The 16,750-nt window shown below is 49.4% G+C and carries 15 protein-coding genes; 14 read left to right on the forward strand and 1 reads right to left on the reverse strand.

Annotated features, from left to right (window positions below):
* Window positions 1-2 precede the first annotated feature (2 nt).
* The 12 genes from nosZ to Q0198_RS09225 all read left to right on the forward strand — a co-directional run bounded on the left by nosZ (window position 3) and on the right by Q0198_RS09225 (window position 13,820).
* The gene (nosZ, locus tag Q0198_RS09170) at window positions 3-2,594 is read left to right on the forward strand and encodes a Sec-dependent nitrous-oxide reductase (protein WP_005870833.1); all 2,592 of its coding nucleotides are present in this window, start codon (window positions 3-5) and stop codon (window positions 2,592-2,594) included.
* A 42-nt stretch (window positions 2,595-2,636) separates the two neighbouring features.
* A complete protein-coding gene (locus Q0198_RS09175; RefSeq protein WP_297897276.1) occupies window positions 2,637-3,413 on the forward strand; it encodes a cytochrome C in 777 nt (258 codons plus the stop codon).
* Window positions 3,410-4,615, forward strand: coding sequence for a nitrous oxide reductase family maturation protein NosD (locus Q0198_RS09180; protein ID WP_297897279.1), 1,206 nt, complete (start codon window positions 3,410-3,412; stop codon window positions 4,613-4,615). Before Q0198_RS09175 ends, Q0198_RS09180 begins: the two co-directional genes overlap by 4 nt.
* Entirely contained in the window at window positions 4,612-5,424 is an 813-nt protein-coding gene (locus Q0198_RS09185; protein ID WP_297897281.1) for a 4Fe-4S dicluster domain-containing protein, read from the forward strand. The genes Q0198_RS09180 and Q0198_RS09185 overlap by 4 nt, the downstream gene beginning before the upstream one ends.
* Window positions 5,421-6,053: a hypothetical protein gene (locus tag Q0198_RS09190; RefSeq protein ID WP_297897283.1), complete on the forward strand. Its 633-nt coding sequence runs from the start codon at window positions 5,421-5,423 to the stop codon at window positions 6,051-6,053. The genes Q0198_RS09185 and Q0198_RS09190 overlap by 4 nt, the downstream gene beginning before the upstream one ends.
* Window positions 6,050-6,496, forward strand: coding sequence for a cytochrome C (locus Q0198_RS09195; protein ID WP_297897286.1), 447 nt, complete (start codon window positions 6,050-6,052; stop codon window positions 6,494-6,496). Before Q0198_RS09190 ends, Q0198_RS09195 begins: the two co-directional genes overlap by 4 nt.
* Before the next feature lie 3 nt (window positions 6,497-6,499).
* On the forward strand, window positions 6,500-7,402 hold the full coding sequence (locus tag Q0198_RS09200; RefSeq protein WP_297897289.1) for a NapH/MauN family ferredoxin-type protein: 903 nt from the start codon (window positions 6,500-6,502) through the stop codon (window positions 7,400-7,402).
* An 8-nt stretch (window positions 7,403-7,410) separates the two neighbouring features.
* Window positions 7,411-8,049 (forward strand): ABC transporter ATP-binding protein, encoded by a 639-nt coding sequence (locus Q0198_RS09205; protein WP_297897292.1) that lies wholly within the window; start codon window positions 7,411-7,413, stop codon window positions 8,047-8,049.
* On the forward strand, window positions 8,033-8,758 hold the full coding sequence (locus Q0198_RS09210) for a hypothetical protein (protein ID WP_297897295.1): 726 nt from the start codon (window positions 8,033-8,035) through the stop codon (window positions 8,756-8,758). Before Q0198_RS09205 ends, Q0198_RS09210 begins: the two co-directional genes overlap by 17 nt.
* Before the next feature lie 648 nt (window positions 8,759-9,406).
* Window positions 9,407-10,234: an ABC transporter permease subunit gene (locus tag Q0198_RS09215; protein ID WP_291940222.1), complete on the forward strand. Its 828-nt coding sequence runs from the start codon at window positions 9,407-9,409 to the stop codon at window positions 10,232-10,234.
* Window positions 10,231-10,881: a nitrous oxide reductase accessory protein NosL gene (locus tag Q0198_RS09220; protein ID WP_297897298.1), complete on the forward strand. Its 651-nt coding sequence runs from the start codon at window positions 10,231-10,233 to the stop codon at window positions 10,879-10,881. The genes Q0198_RS09215 and Q0198_RS09220 overlap by 4 nt, the downstream gene beginning before the upstream one ends.
* Window positions 10,882-11,099: 218 nt before the next feature.
* Window positions 11,100-13,820, forward strand: a complete 2,721-nt coding sequence (locus Q0198_RS09225; RefSeq protein ID WP_297897300.1) for a carbon monoxide dehydrogenase — start codon at window positions 11,100-11,102, stop codon at window positions 13,818-13,820.
* Window positions 13,821-14,201: 381 nt separating this feature from the next.
* Here the strand turns inward: Q0198_RS09225 and Q0198_RS09230 are convergent, their stop codons facing one another.
* A complete protein-coding gene (locus Q0198_RS09230) occupies window positions 14,202-14,519 on the reverse strand; it encodes a hypothetical protein (RefSeq protein WP_297897302.1) in 318 nt (105 codons plus the stop codon).
* Window positions 14,520-14,694: 175 nt separating this feature from the next.
* Here Q0198_RS09230 and Q0198_RS09235 point away from each other — a divergent pair, with 175 nt between their 5' ends.
* Together Q0198_RS09235 and Q0198_RS09240 are read left to right on the forward strand one after the other, a co-directional pair.
* Window positions 14,695-15,687: an iron ABC transporter permease gene (locus Q0198_RS09235; RefSeq protein WP_297897305.1), complete on the forward strand. Its 993-nt coding sequence runs from the start codon at window positions 14,695-14,697 to the stop codon at window positions 15,685-15,687.
* Window positions 15,680-16,456: an ABC transporter ATP-binding protein gene (locus Q0198_RS09240; protein WP_297880695.1), complete on the forward strand. Its 777-nt coding sequence runs from the start codon at window positions 15,680-15,682 to the stop codon at window positions 16,454-16,456. The genes Q0198_RS09235 and Q0198_RS09240 overlap by 8 nt, the downstream gene beginning before the upstream one ends.
* Window positions 16,457-16,750 lie beyond the last annotated feature (294 nt).

Consider the following 16,750-nt stretch of genomic DNA (forward strand, 5'->3'; position numbering starts at 1 on the left):
GTATGTTAAAAAGTTTCAAACCCGTGCTTTTAGGCTCGGTTTTGTTCGCCGCAAGCGCCCTGTGTGCCGCAGATAGTGACTTAGAGCGCGTGATGAAAGAACGAAATTTAAGCGAAAAAGACGTTTTGGCGGCGGCTAAGACCTATCAGCCGACTGGCAGGAAGGACGATTATATGGTCTTCTCTTCCGGCGGTCAAAGCGGACAGGTGATCGTTTACGGCGTGCCGTCAATGAGGATCTACAAATATATCGGCGTATTTACCCCGGAGCCTTGGCAGGGATACGGCTTTGACGAGGAGAGCAAGGCGGTCTTAAGATCGGGCTCCATTAACGGCAAAGAGATCAACTGGGGCGATACTCACCACCCAAATTTCAGCGAAAAAAACGGCGAATACGTAGGCGATTATCTCTTTATTAACGATAAGGCAAACCCAAGAATCGCGGTTATAAATTTATCCGATTTCGAAACCACTCAAATAGTCGTAAATCCCGTAATCAAAAGCGATCACGGCGGCTCTTTCGTAACGCCTAATACCGAATACGTCATCGAAACCAGCCAATACGCAGCCCCTTTCGATAATGACTGGCACCCGATCGAAGAGTATCAGGCGGTTTATCGCGGTGCGGTAACGCTATGGAAATTTGACTACGATAAAGGCAAAATCGACGTAAATAAATCCTTCTCGCTAGAGCTTCCTCCATATATGCAAGATCTAAGTGACGCAGGTAAGGGCGAGAGCTTCGGCTGGGCGTTTACCAATAGCTTTAACTCCGAAATGTACACAGGCGGCATCGAAAAGGGTCTGCCTCCGATGGAAGCCGGTATGAGCCGCAACGATACCGACTACCTGCACGTTTACAACTGGCAAATTCTAGAAAAGCTGGCTCAAGACAGCAAAAACTATAAGGTCGTAAACGGACACAGAATCGTTACGATAGACGCCGCCGTAAAAGCGGGAGCGCTATTTTTGATCCCTGAAGCCAAATCCCCTCACGGCGTCGATGTTAGCCCTGATGGTCGCTATATCATTATCGGCGGTAAACTAGATACTCACGCTAGCGTTTATGATTTTAAAAAGATCAAAGAGCTAATTGATAAAAAAGAATACGCAGGCAAGGATCCATACGGAATTCCGATCCTAGATATGCAAAAGACGCTTCACGGACAAGCAGAGCTTGGTCTTGGACCTTTGCATAACACCTTCGATTCACAAGATGGCGTAATCTATACATCGCTTTACGTCGATAGCCAGATCGTAAAATGGAACTACAAGACACTAAAAGTTTTAGATAGGATCAACGTCCACTACAATATCGGTCACCTTGATTCTATGGAGGGCAAATCCTCAAAGCCTGTCGGTAAATACGTAATCGCGCTGGATAAGCTTTCGATCGATAGATTTAATCCTATCGGACCGCTTCATCCGCAAAATCACCAGCTCATCGACATTACAGGGCCTAAAATGGAGATGCTTTACGATCTTCCTATCGGTCTTGGCGAGCCGCACGACGTAGTTTCTATCGCAGCTAGCAAGCTTCATACGAAACCTACCTATACTATGGGAACAAACTCTCGCACTGGTAAGCAGCACCCTGCTATGACGTTAGCGGGTCAAGAGCGCATCGAGCGCGACGGTAAAAACGTAAAAGTCTATGCTACGGCGATCCGCAGCCATATTAATCCTGAGCACATCGAGGTTAATAAGGACGATAACGTAACGATCTATATGACAAATTTAGAGCGTGCCGAGGACGAAACTCACGGCTTTACGGTTGATGATTACGATCTGCATATGTCGCTTGAGCCGGGTAAGACTGCGAGCGTAAATTTCATCGCGGATAAAGAGGGCGTATTTCCTTTCTACTGCACAGAATTCTGCTCTGCGTTGCACCTTGAGATGTTTGGATATCTATATGTAAAAGATCCGAATAAAAAATACACTTCAGCTAAAGCGTCTATGCTAAAAGCTCTTAGCCCAGAAGCTCTAAAAGCCGAATACGACAAGGTAGTAGCTACGAATAAAGCCACCGACGACGTTATCCAATCGGTAGTTAAATTCTTAAAAGAGAAGAACTACGAGAAATATCCTAAGGTCAAGGCTTTAGTCGATGACGCGCTGGATCAATACGGCAAAATTCCTGAAACCAAAGCCAAGGCAGACGCCGCGGTAAAAGCGGGCGATATGAACGGCGCGATACTTTGGGAAGGTCAAGTTTGGCAGTACCTAGTAAAAACCGCAGATGTCGGACTTCGCGCTAAAAATAACCTAATCCGCGAGCTCTCCACTCCTATGAGCGAGGCTGCATCTAACGGCGAGAAGGCCTACCTACGCGGAGGCTGCAACGGCTGCCACGTCATCGGTCAAGTAAGCTCCGGTCCTGATCTAACGGGCGTCCTGCTCCGCCACGAAAACGGCGAGAAATGGGTAGCCGATTTCATCAAAGACCCTGCTAAATTCTACGAAGACGACTACGTTAAGGCAATGATAAATTACTTCAACCTTCGCATGCCAAATCAGCATATGAAAGACGAAGAGATCAAAGATATCATCGAATACCTAAAATGGGTCGATGAGAACGCGGGTCTTAACTAGCCCCACTCTCCCCCGCAAGGGGGAGAATTTAAAGGAGACGAAATGCCAAAATATAAAATTTACGCGATTTTAGCGCTGCTTATTATGACGGTCGCTTTTACCATCCCTACGCTCGGATTTTTTAAAGTCCAAAGCAAAATCGTATCGGGGCAGGTTAGCAGCGTCTCGCAGCTGCCCGCATACTCCGCACCGATATGGAATTTTTATACGAAAGCATCGTATAAAAATCACCTAATTCCTAGTGATGTTAAAAACGATCTAGGCGCGATGTTGGAGCATAAATTTGAAGTGGGCGTACCTAGCATACCGGTGTGGAAAATTTCACTCGAAGCGCCAAACTATCCAAAAGAGGCTTTCCCCGATGGAATTCCACTTTACGTCCACGTAGACGGTTTTAGCGGCGATGTCGGCGAGATGAATACCCTAAACCACTATATCGGAATGTATCCCGTCTGGCGCGGCGGCACGCTCGAGCACTCGCTATCGCCGTATTATCTCATAATCGCTACGATCGGTATGCTTGCGTTTTTATACTACGACGGCAAGGGACAAACCCTACTCATGATACTTCCGATCATTGCGCCGCTTATCTTCATCGGTTGCTACGTGGGCTGGCTGTATTGGTTCGGACACAATCTGCAAGATTGGGGCGCGTTTAAGATCAAACCTTTTATGCCTACGGCATTCGGCGACGGCAGCGTGGCGCATTTTACTACCCATTCATATCCCACTCTTGGCTTTTGGCTGATGCTAGCTCTGTCGCTACTATCGGCACTAGCGCTATTTTCTAAGAAAAAATTTCTACGAGAGCATAGATGAAGCTTTTCTTTCTTGCATTCTCGCTCGCCCTAGCTTTAGGCGCGGGCGAGCTTCAAGACGCGATCGATAGCGCAAAAGCGGGCGATATTATCGAACTAGCCACAGGCGAGTACCACGGCAATATTTTAATCGATAAACCCCTTACTATCGACGGACTAGACCGCTCCGCCGTGATCATAGGCGATCGCAACGCAACGGTCATCCGCGTCCGCTCTCCGCATGTTACAATCAAGAATTTAACAATTCAAAACGGAGGCTTCGAACATCTTAGCGAGGATGCAGGGATCAACGTAAGCGACGTAAACAGCGTAATCATAAAAAATAATCTCATCAAAGACGTGCTCTACGGCGTCGTGCTAAGCAAGGCAAACGACGTAACGATCGAGGGCAACGAAATTTCAAGCAATACCTACCGCACGAGTTTCAAAGGCGACGGCATAAAGCTTTGGTATTCCAACGCCAATAAAATTTTAAATAACGACGTCCACAACGTCCGCGACACCGTTTTTTACTTCTCAAACGGTAATCTCGTCGCAGGCAATAAAGGCCACAACTGCCGTTATTCATTGCACTTTATGAACTCCGGGCACAACGTCGTGGAGGATAACTACTACGACGGCAATAGCGTGGGATTATTTTTTATGTTTTCAAGCGATAATATCGCCAGACGTAACGTCGTACGCAACGCAGACGGCGCTTACGGCGTAGGTATCGGTATGAAGGATAGCTCAAATTTCAGGGTTACGGATAATAAAGTCGTTTACAACGCCCGCGGATTTTATCTGGATCAATCCCCCTATCAGCCGGGCTCACTTAACGTTTTTGAAAACAACGATATCGAATACAATAGCATCGGCGTGCAATTCCACGCCACGCAGCTAAAAAGCGTATTTAAAAACAATAAATTTAAAGGCAATATGGAGATCGTGCTAAACGATACCCCACAATCCAAGCTCTTACAAAACGAATGGAGTGGCAACTACTTTGACGATTACGACGGATTTGACCGCGACGGCGACGGTTACGGCGACGTTAGCTACAGCTCATACGCCTACGCGGATAGGCTTTGGGCGTATAAACCGAATGTGCGGTTTTTTTACGGCTCCAGCGGGATCGCGCTTTTAAATTTCATCTCCAAGCTCGCTCCGTTTTCAGAGCCTGAGCTACTGCTAAAAGATCCAAAACCTAGGATGAGGCAATGATAAAGAATAGACGCGAAGCGATAAAACTACTTGGCGGAGCGCTCGGGACACTCGGGGCAGCGAGCTTGTTTGCGGATGAAAATTCGGCAAATTCTGTAAATTCCACAGACAGCGAAGCGCAAAATTTAAACGAGCAAAATTCCGTAAATTCCACAGGACAAAATTCTGCGCCGAATCCCATAAAACAAAATTCTAGCGGGGGTTCCGCCTCTTTGTATCTGCGCCCGCCCGGAGCGCTAGCAGAGCGAGGCTTTCGCAGTAGCTGTATCAAGTGTGGCCAATGCGTGCAGGTCTGTCCCTATCACAGCATCTATCTGCTCGATATTACGCATCTTTTTGATATCGGTACTCCGGTCATCGATGCCAAAGAGCGAGGCTGCTATCTTTGTGGCGCGCTTCCTTGCGTGCTTGCCTGTCCAAGCGGCGCGCTTAGCCACGAGACGAACGAGCCTAAAAAGGTCAAAATGGGCATCGCTGTGATCGAAAATTTAAACGCCTGTTTGGCGTATCGCGGGCAGGTTTTAAAACCCGACGATCTGCGCCTAAAGCCCGCCAAGACCGAGCAGGAACGCGAGCTAAACTCAGCGCTGGCGGCGAAAGAGGGCAAGCCCTGTGATCTATGCGCGTCGCTGTGCCCTTACCCGCAGCCACTTGATGCCATAGCTATGATAAAAGCGGGCGCGCATTTCGCCCCGCAGATCCGTAGCGCTTGCGTCGGCTGTGGCGCGTGCGCAGAGCTCTGCCCGGCGCGTATCATCGAGATAATCCCGCGGGCAGATTACAAATCAATCTATGAAGGAAAACAATGAAAAACTCTATTAAATTCTACCTCTGCTCGCTAGCTGTGGCGCTTTTGCTGTGTGGCTGCGGAGATGACGGCAGTTCAAGCTCTGCCGCGACAAGCTCCGCAGGGCAAAATTCCGTCTCGCAAAACTCCGCAAGGCAAGGCTCTGCGAGTTCAAATTCTACGCCGCAGAGCGTAGAACAAAATCATACTGCCAAGCCTCGCATCAGCGTTAAAAGCGGCGAAGCGCCCAAGAAGGACGATAAGTTCGTAAGCTACGATTTTTACGGCGAGCGAAAGGTAAATTTTAATCTAAACGGCGATGTAAACGAAACGACCAAAAATATCGTGGCGTATTCAAGCATCAAAAATCAATATGAAAAGCTAAATTTCGACCTGATGAAAAAGCGCCTTGGGCACGATTTTATCCTGCGCTGCTCGGCGTGCCACGACGACTACGCCAACGGCATCATAGGCCCATCGCTTCTAGATAAAACCGACGCGCAGATCGTGGATATGATTAAAAAGTATAAATTTAAAGAAAAGCCTAACCCGCTTATGGTGCAGCTCGTCGAGGGCATGAGCGAGCAGCAGATAGAGACGATGGCGAAAGAAATTTACGAGTTCAACAAACAATTTAAGGAGCAGAAATGAAACCGGGCAAAATTTTAGCTTTGATTCTAGGCATTGCGCTGATCGCGCTGATGATCTTTATGGCTAGTTCGGACGATTCTAGCGCGCCGCAGCAAGAAGCCAAGCCGCAAACGCAAGCCAAGCCTGCGCCGCAGAGCAAAAGCGTCGATCTCATCGACGATAAGGACGTAAAAAATATTAAAATTTTGCAGCAGAGCGTCAAAGAGCGCGATTTCAAGGTTAGCAGCTCCTATCTGGTAAGTTGCGCGCCCTGCCACGGCGATGACGGACGCGGCAAGATCGCTCCGCCGATCGGCGGCAAGAGCAAGGATCAAATTTTAGCAAGCCTCAAAGATTATAAAGCGGGTAAGATCAAAAACAGCCTGATGAGCGGACTTTTAACCAACGTAAGCGACGAGAGCCTAGATAAGCTCGCGGATGAAATTTCAAAATTTAAAGAGTAGCTCTTGGATAAATATAATTCGCGATGCACGATCAAAAATACGAGCTTTTTCTCGACCTTCGCGCTTAAAAATAAAAGCGGCAAATGGCGCCCCAGCATTCGGGCTCTGCGCTACGCTACGGTATTTTTAGTGCATCTACTTTTCGTGCTTTCCTTTCGCGCGGATATTCAAATTTTAGAGGGCGATATCAGCGGCTCGCGGATACTTGGCTTTCACCTAGCAGATCCTTTCGCGACTCTTGAGGTGATCGCCGCGCACAAGGATCTGCCGATAAATCTTCTCATCGGCTCGGGCACCATCTTGCTGTTTTACTTCATCGCGGGCGGCAAGGCATTTTGCTCGTGGATTTGCCCTTACGGAGCGCTTAGCGAGATCGGCGAAAAGCTGCATAATACGCTAATTTCAAAGCACGTCATCAAGGAGCGCGCCCTGCCTCGCGGTATGCGATATGCGATCTGGGCGGTGTTTTTGCTGCTAAGCGCGATTACGGATCTACTCGTTTTTGAAATTTTTAACGTCGTGGGAATTTTATCGCGCCTCATCATCTACGGCTTCTCGCTGGCGGGACTTTGGATCGTTTTTGTGTTTTTGCTCGAAGTATTTTTTAGCAGACGGGTGTGGTGCACGCACCTATGCCCGCTAGGCAGTACCTATTCGCTTGCGGCGAAAGCTAGCCTTAGCAAGATTACTTGGGATAAAAACAGGTGCGATCACTGCGGCGTTTGCCAAGACGTCTGCTTCGTTTCGCACGTACTGGATATCACTAAAAAAAAGGCATCCGAAAACCTGGGCGATAAGAGCAAATTTATGCTAAAAGGGATCGACTGCACGCTATGCGGACGCTGTATCGACGTGTGTCACCAAGACGCACTCGGTATCGGCAATAAGCTAAAAGATATGATCTAAGGAAGCCTATGATAGAGATTAAAAACGTAAGCAAGAAATTCGCAGATCAATTCGTTTTAAAAGATATCAATCTAAATATCGCGGACGGCGAGCAAGTGCTTTTCGTCGGGCAAAACGGCGCGGGCAAAAGCTCGCTGATGCGGACGATTTTGGGCGAATACATACCCACAAGCGGCAGCGTAGCTATCGACGGATTTGATTCGTTTAAGCAGCGTAGCCGCGCGCTACGCGGTATCAGCTTCGTGCCGCAAACCCCGCCGCCGCTTAAGCTGAGCCTAAATGAGCTCATCTACTTCGCCGAGCGCACGGCGGACGCAAGCAGAGCGGATATAGTAAAATTTTGCGGTGAAATGGAGCTTGATCTGAGTTCAAATTTAAATAAGCCATTTCATAAGCTATCCGGCGGTATGAAGCAAAAATTTTTAATTGCGCTAGCATTCGGCAGAGCTAGCAAGGCGATGATTTTCGACGAACCGACCGCCAATCTCGATCCGAGCGCGCGCGAGCGTTTTAAGACACTTTTGCACAACCACGCAAAAGACAAAAGCTTGATCTTTATCTCGCATAGGCTCGAGGAAGTGGGAGGGCTGGTAAAAAGAATGATTTCAATGGATCTAGGGAGGATCGTAGATGACAAAAATGTTTAAAATTATGCTTTGTGCGCTTGCGGCGCTTACGTTTTTAGGCTGCGGCGACGAGAAGGACTACGGCAACGTCCATTACGACAGAGACGTGTGCGAGCACTGCCAGATGGCGATAAGCGACAACCGCTTCAGCGTCGATGTGCGCGTGGACGGCAAAAACCACTACTTCGACGACATCGGCTGCTTGGTGGATTTTATGGTTACCAACGACAAACTAAACTGGCTGAAGGACGCCAAAATTTACATCAATGACGCTAGCGGCAACGGCGAGTTTATCGATGCACGCACGGCGCATTTTTACAAGGGCTTTAAAACCCCTATGTCGTTCGGCTGGGGCGCGTTTAAAAACAAGCAAGAGGGCAAGCAAGACTTCAGCTTCGATCAAGTAGTCGCGGCGCTTAAGGCAGGCGGCGGCTCGCACGGCATGGGAATGGGCGATATGGGTCGCGATGCGCACGGCAATATGGGAAGTATGCACGGTCATGGCGATATGGGCGGAATGAGTGGAATGCAAGACCCTCACTCCGCAGAGCACGGCATGAGCGAGCCGCAACACGATATGAGCGGTATGGGGCATACTCACGGCTCAGATCATGGCATGGGCGGCGATGCGGGCAGCACGGCACACTCTCAAGGCGCGACGCACGATATGGGGCATATGCACGAGGGCAACGGCACGGCGCACGATATGAATTCAGGGCACGCGCATTAAGGGTGTTTTGGCTAAGGCAAATTTTAAGCGGTTCATGTTTTGCGCTAAATTTAAAGCGTAAAATTTCAGCACGCCGCCCGCACCGCCATCGATGAGATAAAATTTTACTTTGCAGCTTTAACGTAAGGCGGAGATGGGTCTAGAAAACGGCTGCAAAATTTCATCTCGCGACGCGGCTAAATTTAACGCACAGCGCAAAATTTGCTCTGCCGAATTAAAATTTACGCGGACGCTCCGGTTTAAAATTTCGCCGTAAATTTAAAATTTATCCGGCGCGGAATTCGCCGCTTCGGGATTTTTAGAATTTTAAAATTTATGCCGTGGTATGCGCCCGGCTTTGAAATTTTGCGGAATTGAAATTTAAGCAGTTCCGCAAAACGGCTAAATTTTAAAACTGCGGCGGAATGACGGATGGTAGGCGGCAAACGACGCGCTGTTTGCAGGCACTGCAAGCGAGCCGTAAATTTAAAATTTATGTGCGAGCTGCAGGCGGCGGATAAAATTTCGCCGCCCGTTTAAACGCTCGGCGAGCGAAATTTAAGGCTGTAAAATCCGCGCCGCGAAACCGGAGCCGAGCTTAAAAGCACGCATTTAAGCCGCGCGAGCATCTAAAATTAAAAGCGCACCGAGGCGCAATAAAGGAAAAGAATGAAAAATTTACTCACCATCGCCGCTTTGGATATCAAAGAGTCCTTCCGCTCGCGCTGGTTTTTGCTCTATCTGCTGATCTTTAGCGGGCTCGTGGCGGCGTTTTTCATCACGGGGGTGACCGACTCGCGCGTGCTCGGCTTTAGCGGGCTTTCGCGACTGCTGCTGCTGTTTATTCAGATCTGCATCATCATCCTGCCCGTCTTCGTGCTCGTCACCACCAGCAAGGCGATCCTAGCCGACCGCGACCTAAATATCTTAGAATACCTGCTAAGCTTCCCGATCTCGCAGGCGCAGTATTATTACGGCAAGGCGCTGGGAAGGCTATTTGGAGTCTTCGTGCCGATATTTTTGTCGCTGCTGCTTGCGATCGTTTGGGGCGCGATCAAAGGCACGGGCATTCCGTGGGCGATCTGCCTGCTTTATACGGGGCTTCTTTTTAGCTTGTGCGCGGCGTTTTTAGGGATCGCATTTTTGATCTGCGCCGTTTCAAAAAGCCAAGAGATGGGGCTTGGGCTCGCGTTTTTCGTCTGGCTTTTCTGCCTCGCGTTTTTGGATCTCGTGCTGATCGGACTGCTCGCAAAAACGGGAGTGAACGAAAATTTAATCTTTGCGATCGCCCTGGCAAACCCGATGGAGGACTTCCGCATCGCCGCCATCAGCCTATTTGATCCCGATCTTGCGGTCATCGGCACGACGGCGTATTTTATCCTAGATCACTTCGGGCGCGGGCTTTTTATCGCCTTTTCGCTGCTCTACCCGATCGCCCTCGGTGCAGCGAGCCTCGTTTTGGGCTATTTTATCTTTAGATCGAAGGATTTAGCGTGAAATTTCCACTCATTTTGGCGGCATTTATAGCGCTTTGCGGCGCAGCTGAGATACAAAATTCCGCGGCGCAAAATTTAGGCGCGTCGGATAGCGGAGGCTCCGGCTCGGTGCAGAATTCTAAAAGCGTGCGCGAGATTTCGTGGCTTAAAGACGTAAATCTTACCTGCGCCAAATACGGCATCGATACTAGCGCGCACCCTGAATTTCGCGCCTATGCAAGGCTCAAAGACGGCAGCGCGCTCGCGTTTGCTTCGCCCAAGGCGATGTTTGCATATTTTTTCGAGGGTGAGAGCTCGGGCGCAAATTTTAACGGAGCTTCCGCAAAGATGAATTCTGAGAATGAAAATTCTTTGGGAGCGAATTCTGCGAGCAAAAATCCAGTTAACGGCAATTTAGGTGAGGCAAATTCCGCTGATGCAAATTTTGATGGTGCGGAGCTTTACGTCACTGATTACGCAAACGGCGAAATTTTGCGGGCGCAGGACGCGTTTTATGTCTTCGGCAGCGTGCTGCAAAGCGCCAGAGGCGACGATCTCATCACGTTTGCGAGATTGCGCGACGCGCAAGACTTCATGCGCGAGAAAAAGGGGCATAAAATTTTGCAGTTTCGCGAAATTTCCGCCAAGCTGATCGATTATCTAAGATGATCGAGCCGCTTGGCAAAATTTAAATTCAGCTATTTTAGTATATTTTATTCATAAAAATTTATCTTTTATTTTAGTGCGCTATTAAGGGAATTTAAAGCAATTAAAAAATACAATCACGTTAAATTTTATCTATAAGAATTAGATAGTGTAGTTTTTTAGTATATTTATTGAGGGCTGCATTCTCGCTTATTTTTAAAATAAATTTTAAGGAGACAACCATGGCAAACGACAAAATCGCAAAACAAAAAGGCTCACGCAAGAAGACTGCGACGGATGAAAATTCCGCTGCGAATACGGGAGAAAATTCCGTCGCAGACGCGCTCAAAAGCTCCACCGCGTCCGTTTTTGATAAAAGTGCAAGCACTGCTAAAAATTCCGCCGCAAATTCTACGACTTCCGCCTCACATGCTCGCGACAAAATTTCTAAAAATCGCGCCGCAGGTGGGAATTCCTGCGACGAGTGCGATTGCGAAGCCAAAAATTTCGCGTCTGGCTACGATGATAGCGCAAGCTCTACTTCAAGCACGAACCCTGCGGCGCGCTCAAGCACTCAAAGCGCAAGCAACGCTAAAAAATCCGCGATAAACTCTACAACAAATTCCATGGCTGATTCTTTGACAAATTTCGTCTCAAATCCTACGAAGAGTCCAAGTAGCAACGATCACATCTCTTACTCACACAAGCATAGCGATAACTCCGCAGCCCATTCGCATCTACACGACGAAGATCTTGCGACCCGCCCACACGATCAAGAAGAAAACCTCGCAGCTTATTTGCACGAATACGGCGTAAATTCTGCGGCGTATTCGCATGAGCACGACGAAGATTCCGCCATCAGCTCGCATGAGCACGATAAGCATTGCCATGATCACAAACCCCACTCTCATCGCGCGATTATCGGATTTGACGAGCACGGCATCCCAAAAGTTTTAGTGCCCGCAGAGGCTAGTCCGCACACACATAAAGACGCGCAGGGCAATCTTTTCGAGCATTTTCACGAGGCGGAATTTACGGCGGATTATATGAAGGCGTTGCTTGAATACAAAAAGACCTTCCCTACAAAGCAAGAAGTACTTGAGAAAACCCCTGATCCCGCCGTGCGTGAAATGATGCTTAGGATGGAGCAGATCGGCGTAGATACGGCGTTTGATCGCTTCGATAAACAGATGCCTATGTGTAGCTATGGACTTAGCGGAGTATGCTGTAAGATCTGCAATATGGGACCTTGCAAAATTACTAAAAAGGCCGATCGCGGCACTTGCGGTGCGGACGCCGATCTCATCGTATCGCGCAACCTACTGCGTCAAGTAGCTGCGGGCGTAGCTCAACACGGTGCGCACGCCAGAGAGCTTCTACTGTCGCTAAAATGGGCGGCACAAGGCAAGCTAGATCTGCCAATCATAGGCGAATACAAAATCATCAATACCGCCAAAGCCTTTGGAATTCCAACTGAAGGCAGAGAGTTAAAAGAGGTAGCGATCGAGCTTGCCGATACGCTTTTAACAGATCTTTCGCAAAGCAGCGGCGAGTATAAAACCATCACTGCGCTCGCACCTAAGGAGCGTCAAGAGGTATGGCGTAAGCTAGATATCTTGCCAATTAGTGCGTATAACGAAGTCTTTGAGGCATATCACCGAACGGGTGTAGGCACGGACGGAGACTGGCGCAGCGTGATGCAGCATCTTTTGCGCTGCGGGCTTGCTTTTACCTTCACCGGCGTAGTAGCTGCGAATATCGCTACGGATGCGCTATTTGGTGTAGGAGATCGCGTAACTTCCAAAAGCAATATGGGCGCGCTTAAAAAAGGCTGGGTCAATATCGCCGTGCACGGACATCTGCCGACATTGGTAAGCCTAATAGTGGAGATCGGAAATTCTAAAGAGTACCAAGATAAGGCTCGCGCAATAGGCGCACAGGGGATCGCATTTTACGGCGTGTGCTGTTCTGGACTATCGGCGATGTATCGCAACTGGGGCGTCGTGCCGCTCTCAAACGCCGTAACTGCCGAACTCGTCATAGGCACGGGAGCGCTTGATCTGTGGGTCGCCGATGTCCAAGATGTCTATCCTGCGATCATGGACGTGGCTAACTGCTTCCAGACCAAGGTCGTTACCACGAGCTCATCAGCTAGGCTTCCCGGAGCCGAGCATATAGGCTACGATCATCACCATAGCAATATCGCCGAGACTAGGAATTTAGCGCGTAAAATTCTAGACCGCGCATTGCAATCTCACGAAAAGCGCAAGGGACTGCCGGTATATATCCCGCCGTATGAAGTCGAGGCCGAAGTGGGCTTTTCGGTAGAATTCGTCCATAAGCACTACGGCGGCATGGAGCCGTTAGCGCACGCGCTAAAAAGCGGTGAAATTTTAGGCATCGTAAATATGGTCGGCTGCACCAATCCTAAAGTGCCTTATGAGCGCGCTATCATAGATGTCGCACAAACCCTAATCGAAAATAACGTCCTAATCCTAACCAACGGCTGCGCGTCGTTTCCGCTAATGAAGCTGGGCTTTTGCCAAAAAAGCGCATATAAAAAAGCAGGCGCGTCGCTGCGGGCGTTTTTAGAAAAAGACGAGCTTCCGCCGGTGTGGCACGTGGGCGAGTGTATCGATAATACCCGCTCCAGCGGAATTTTCGCAGGTATCGCAGGGGTGCTAGGCAAAAATCTCTACGAGCTGCCGCTTGCCTTCACCTCTCCCGAGTGGGCAAACGAAAAGGGCGTCGATGCCTCGCTCGGATTCCGTCTAATGGGCATCGACTCGTATCACTGCGTCGAGTATCAAATCCACGGCTCCGCAAACGTCATACACTTTTTCAAAGAGGGCACCAGGCGGGCACTTGGCTCTGTGATGCACGTAGATACCGATCCGGTCGCGCTTGCGCTAAAAATGGTAAGCGACATGCGCTTAAAACGCAAATCCCTAGGCTGGCAGTAGCAACGAACGGATTCATTTCGCATCGCATTTTAAGCGATGCGAAATTTCATGATAAAATTTAACCCCTTGCGGGCAAATAAAATCCCACAGCTAAACGAGCAGTAAAATTCTACAACTAAGTGGCTAGCAAAACCGAGGTCAAATAAAGATAAAATTTTCGCGCCGTATCCGTTCGTGGAATTCTAAATCATATCTTCAAATCCTACGTAAAATTTCGCCGCACGCCGCGCCTGCTGCTAAATAGGCGAAATTTAGCCGGGCAAATTCCGCCATCAGGCTCAAGTCTATCTTTCGCGAAAGGATGAAATTTTAAAATTCCATCTTGGCGTAAATTTCGTAGACTCTCATCTGAAATCCGCAAGTTAAATTTTGCTAAAAGCCTTATTGCACGGAGCTGCACGCCATTAAATTTTGCTCACGTATATGAAAGCCGAAATCATAAAAATTTAATATGATATGTGCTAAAATGCCACATCTGTTTAAGGATTTAGATGTATAAATCAAAGCTGCTGCAGTCTCTAAGTCATCATCGGCAGAAGACGTCGCACGAAGCGGAGGCACTGCTGCCAAGTCCTGCGTTTCGCAGCTTGAGACGGTGTGGCAAAAGCGCGTCTGTGCTGCGCCTGCAAACATTTTCGGACGGGATCGTACGGGCGCGAGGACGTCACTGCAAAGCTTGCAGGCGGCTAAAATTTTCATCCGGATCTTTTCTGAAATATTGATCTTGGAGCTATCACGAAGGAATTTTGCTGCAAGCCTTTCGCCTACGAGCCGGAAGGCGGAATTTAAAGCGAAATTTTAAGCGTGTTTCAACGAGGCGAAATTTCAAAGATTAAATTTAAGGCGAAAGATAAAATTTAAATCAAGGGAAGGTATGAAAAATTTTAAATTTATGCTCGTGCTGCTGATACTAGCGACGATTGCGACGATTGCGATATCGCTTTGTATAGGGCGCTTCGGCCTAAGCATCGCCGAGGTGCTAAAGGCGCTTAGCGGCGGCGAGGTAGCGCAAAACGTCCATAACGTCGTCATGCAGGTGCGCCTGCCGCGTATCATCGCCGCGGTGCTCGTGGGCGCGGCGCTGGGCATCAGCGGCACGGCGTATCAGGGCGTCTTTAAAAACCAGCTCGTCTCGCCCGATCTCTTAGGCGTCAGCGCCGGAGCTTGCGTGGGCGCGGCGATCGCGATCCTGCTCGATCTAAATATCCTTTTAATTCAGCTTTTCGCCTTTATTTTCGGGCTTGCGGCAGTCTGCATTACGCTTCTGATCACGCGCGCGCTGCGTTCGAGCGCCACCATAATGCTCGTGCTTGCGGGCATCATCGTAAGCGGTCTGATGGGCGCGCTGATCGGATTTTTAAAATTTATGGCAGATCCCGAGACGAAGCTTGCAGACATCGTGTATTGGCAGCTAGGAAGCCTCGCGAAGGTCGATCCCTCCGTGCTAGCGATGATAGCGCCGGTGATGGGGGTTTGTATCGCTATCTTGGTGCTGATGAGCTACCGCATAAACGTCCTATCCATGGGCGATGCGACCGCGGGGAAGCTGGGCGTAAACGTCGTGCTGGAGCGGGGCATCATCATCGTCTGTGCGACGCTGCTAACCGCAAGCAGCGTGTGTATCAGCGGCATAGTCGCGTGGGTGGGGCTTTTGATGCCGCATCTAACGCGCATGATCGTGGGCGTTAGCAACACCAAAGCGATCCCCGCGAGCATATTTTTAAGCGCGATCTTCGTACTCATCGTAGATGACGTAGCGCGCAGTATAAATCAAAGCGAGATCCCGTTAGGGGTGCTTACGGGCTTTATAGGCACGCTATTTTTTATATTCATCCTGCTTAAAAACAAAAGGAAGCTAAATGGTTAGGGTTGAGAGCTTAGACTTCGGCTACGTAAAATCCGCCCCTCTGACGCTGCGCGACGTGAATTTCAACCTCGAAGCGGGCGCGATGCTGACGATTTTGGGGCAAAACGGCGCGGGCAAATCGACGCTTTTAAATTTAATCAGCGGCACGCTTGAGCCCCTGCGCGGTAAAATTTCAATTGACGGCAAGGATATGGCGAGCCTCAGCGCCAAAGGGCGCGCCGAGATCATCGGCTACGTCTCGCAAAGCGAGGTCTGCGAGTACGACTACAGCGTCTTTGAATACGTCCTGATGGGGCGCACGGCGCATATCGGGATCTTTTCGCAGCCGAGCGAAAATGACTACAAGCTCGCGCAGCGCTACATGAAAATGCTTGAAATTTGGCACCTAAAAGACAAGATCATCACGCGCCTAAGCGGCGGCCAGAGGCAGATGGCGTCCATCGCGCGCGCACTTTGCAGCGAGCCGAAGATCGTGATCTTCGACGAGCCGACCTCGGCGTTAGACTTTGCCAACCAATACAAATTTCTCCGCGCCACGAAGGAGCTTCTCAAAAACGGCTACACCGTCGTTTTAGCCACGCACAATCCGGACTTCGCGCTGCTTTTGGGCGGATATGTCGCGCTCGTAAAAGGCGGTGGCGAGGTCGCATACGGCAAGGCCGAGCAGATCATAAAGAGCGAAATTTTAAGCAAGCTATACGATCTGAAGCTCGACGTCAGCTACAACGAAAAGGTCGGTCGCGTCTGCTGCTTGACGTATCCATTCTAGTCTTTACTTCGCGGACGAGCACAGCTCGTCCTTGCGAGCGGGAGTGCAAGCACTCCCTGCACCCACCTAAAGTTACGGCAGGCTAGCGCCTGCATTTTTATCGGTTTGACTTCGCAGAAGAGCACAGCTCGTCCTTGCGACGGGGAGCTTCACTATTTCTCGCGAAGGCTAGGAAGCGCCCCGCGCTTCCTTCGCATTGCTTCGCTCGCCTAAAGTTTCAGAAATTTTACTGCGCAAAATTTTAAAATTTATCTGTTTTACTTCTCGGCTCGAACAAGGTCCGAGCCTGCGAGT

The organism is uncultured Campylobacter sp., assembly GCF_938045205.1.
Lineage (GTDB): Bacteria > Campylobacterota > Campylobacteria > Campylobacterales > Campylobacteraceae > Campylobacter_B.

What these genes read in the sequence shown, in the direction of transcription:
- Q0198_RS09235 (WP_297897305.1), top strand. Translation starts at nt 14,695, where the DNA reads ATGAAAAATTTTAAATTTATGCTCGTGCTGCTGATACTAGCGACGATT.
- Q0198_RS09195 (WP_297897286.1), top strand. Translation starts at nt 6,050, where the DNA reads ATGAAACCGGGCAAAATTTTAGCTTTGATTCTAGGCATTGCGCTGATC.
- Q0198_RS09225 (WP_297897300.1), top strand. Translation starts at nt 11,100, where the DNA reads ATGGCAAACGACAAAATCGCAAAACAAAAAGGCTCACGCAAGAAGACT.
- nosZ (WP_005870833.1), top strand. Translation starts at nt 3, where the DNA reads ATGTTAAAAAGTTTCAAACCCGTGCTTTTAGGCTCGGTTTTGTTCGCC.
- Q0198_RS09185 (WP_297897281.1), top strand. Translation starts at nt 4,612, where the DNA reads ATGATAAAGAATAGACGCGAAGCGATAAAACTACTTGGCGGAGCGCTC.
- Q0198_RS09205 (WP_297897292.1), top strand. Translation starts at nt 7,411, where the DNA reads ATGATAGAGATTAAAAACGTAAGCAAGAAATTCGCAGATCAATTCGTT.
- Q0198_RS09175 (WP_297897276.1), top strand. Translation starts at nt 2,637, where the DNA reads ATGCCAAAATATAAAATTTACGCGATTTTAGCGCTGCTTATTATGACG.
- Q0198_RS09230 (WP_297897302.1), bottom strand. Translation starts at nt 14,519, where the DNA reads ATGAAAATTTTAGCCGCCTGCAAGCTTTGCAGTGACGTCCTCGCGCCC.
- Q0198_RS09210 (WP_297897295.1), top strand. Translation starts at nt 8,033, where the DNA reads ATGACAAAAATGTTTAAAATTATGCTTTGTGCGCTTGCGGCGCTTACG.
- Q0198_RS09190 (WP_297897283.1), top strand. Translation starts at nt 5,421, where the DNA reads ATGAAAAACTCTATTAAATTCTACCTCTGCTCGCTAGCTGTGGCGCTT.
- Q0198_RS09240 (WP_297880695.1), top strand. Translation starts at nt 15,680, where the DNA reads ATGGTTAGGGTTGAGAGCTTAGACTTCGGCTACGTAAAATCCGCCCCT.
- Q0198_RS09215 (WP_291940222.1), top strand. Translation starts at nt 9,407, where the DNA reads ATGAAAAATTTACTCACCATCGCCGCTTTGGATATCAAAGAGTCCTTC.
- Q0198_RS09180 (WP_297897279.1), top strand. Translation starts at nt 3,410, where the DNA reads ATGAAGCTTTTCTTTCTTGCATTCTCGCTCGCCCTAGCTTTAGGCGCG.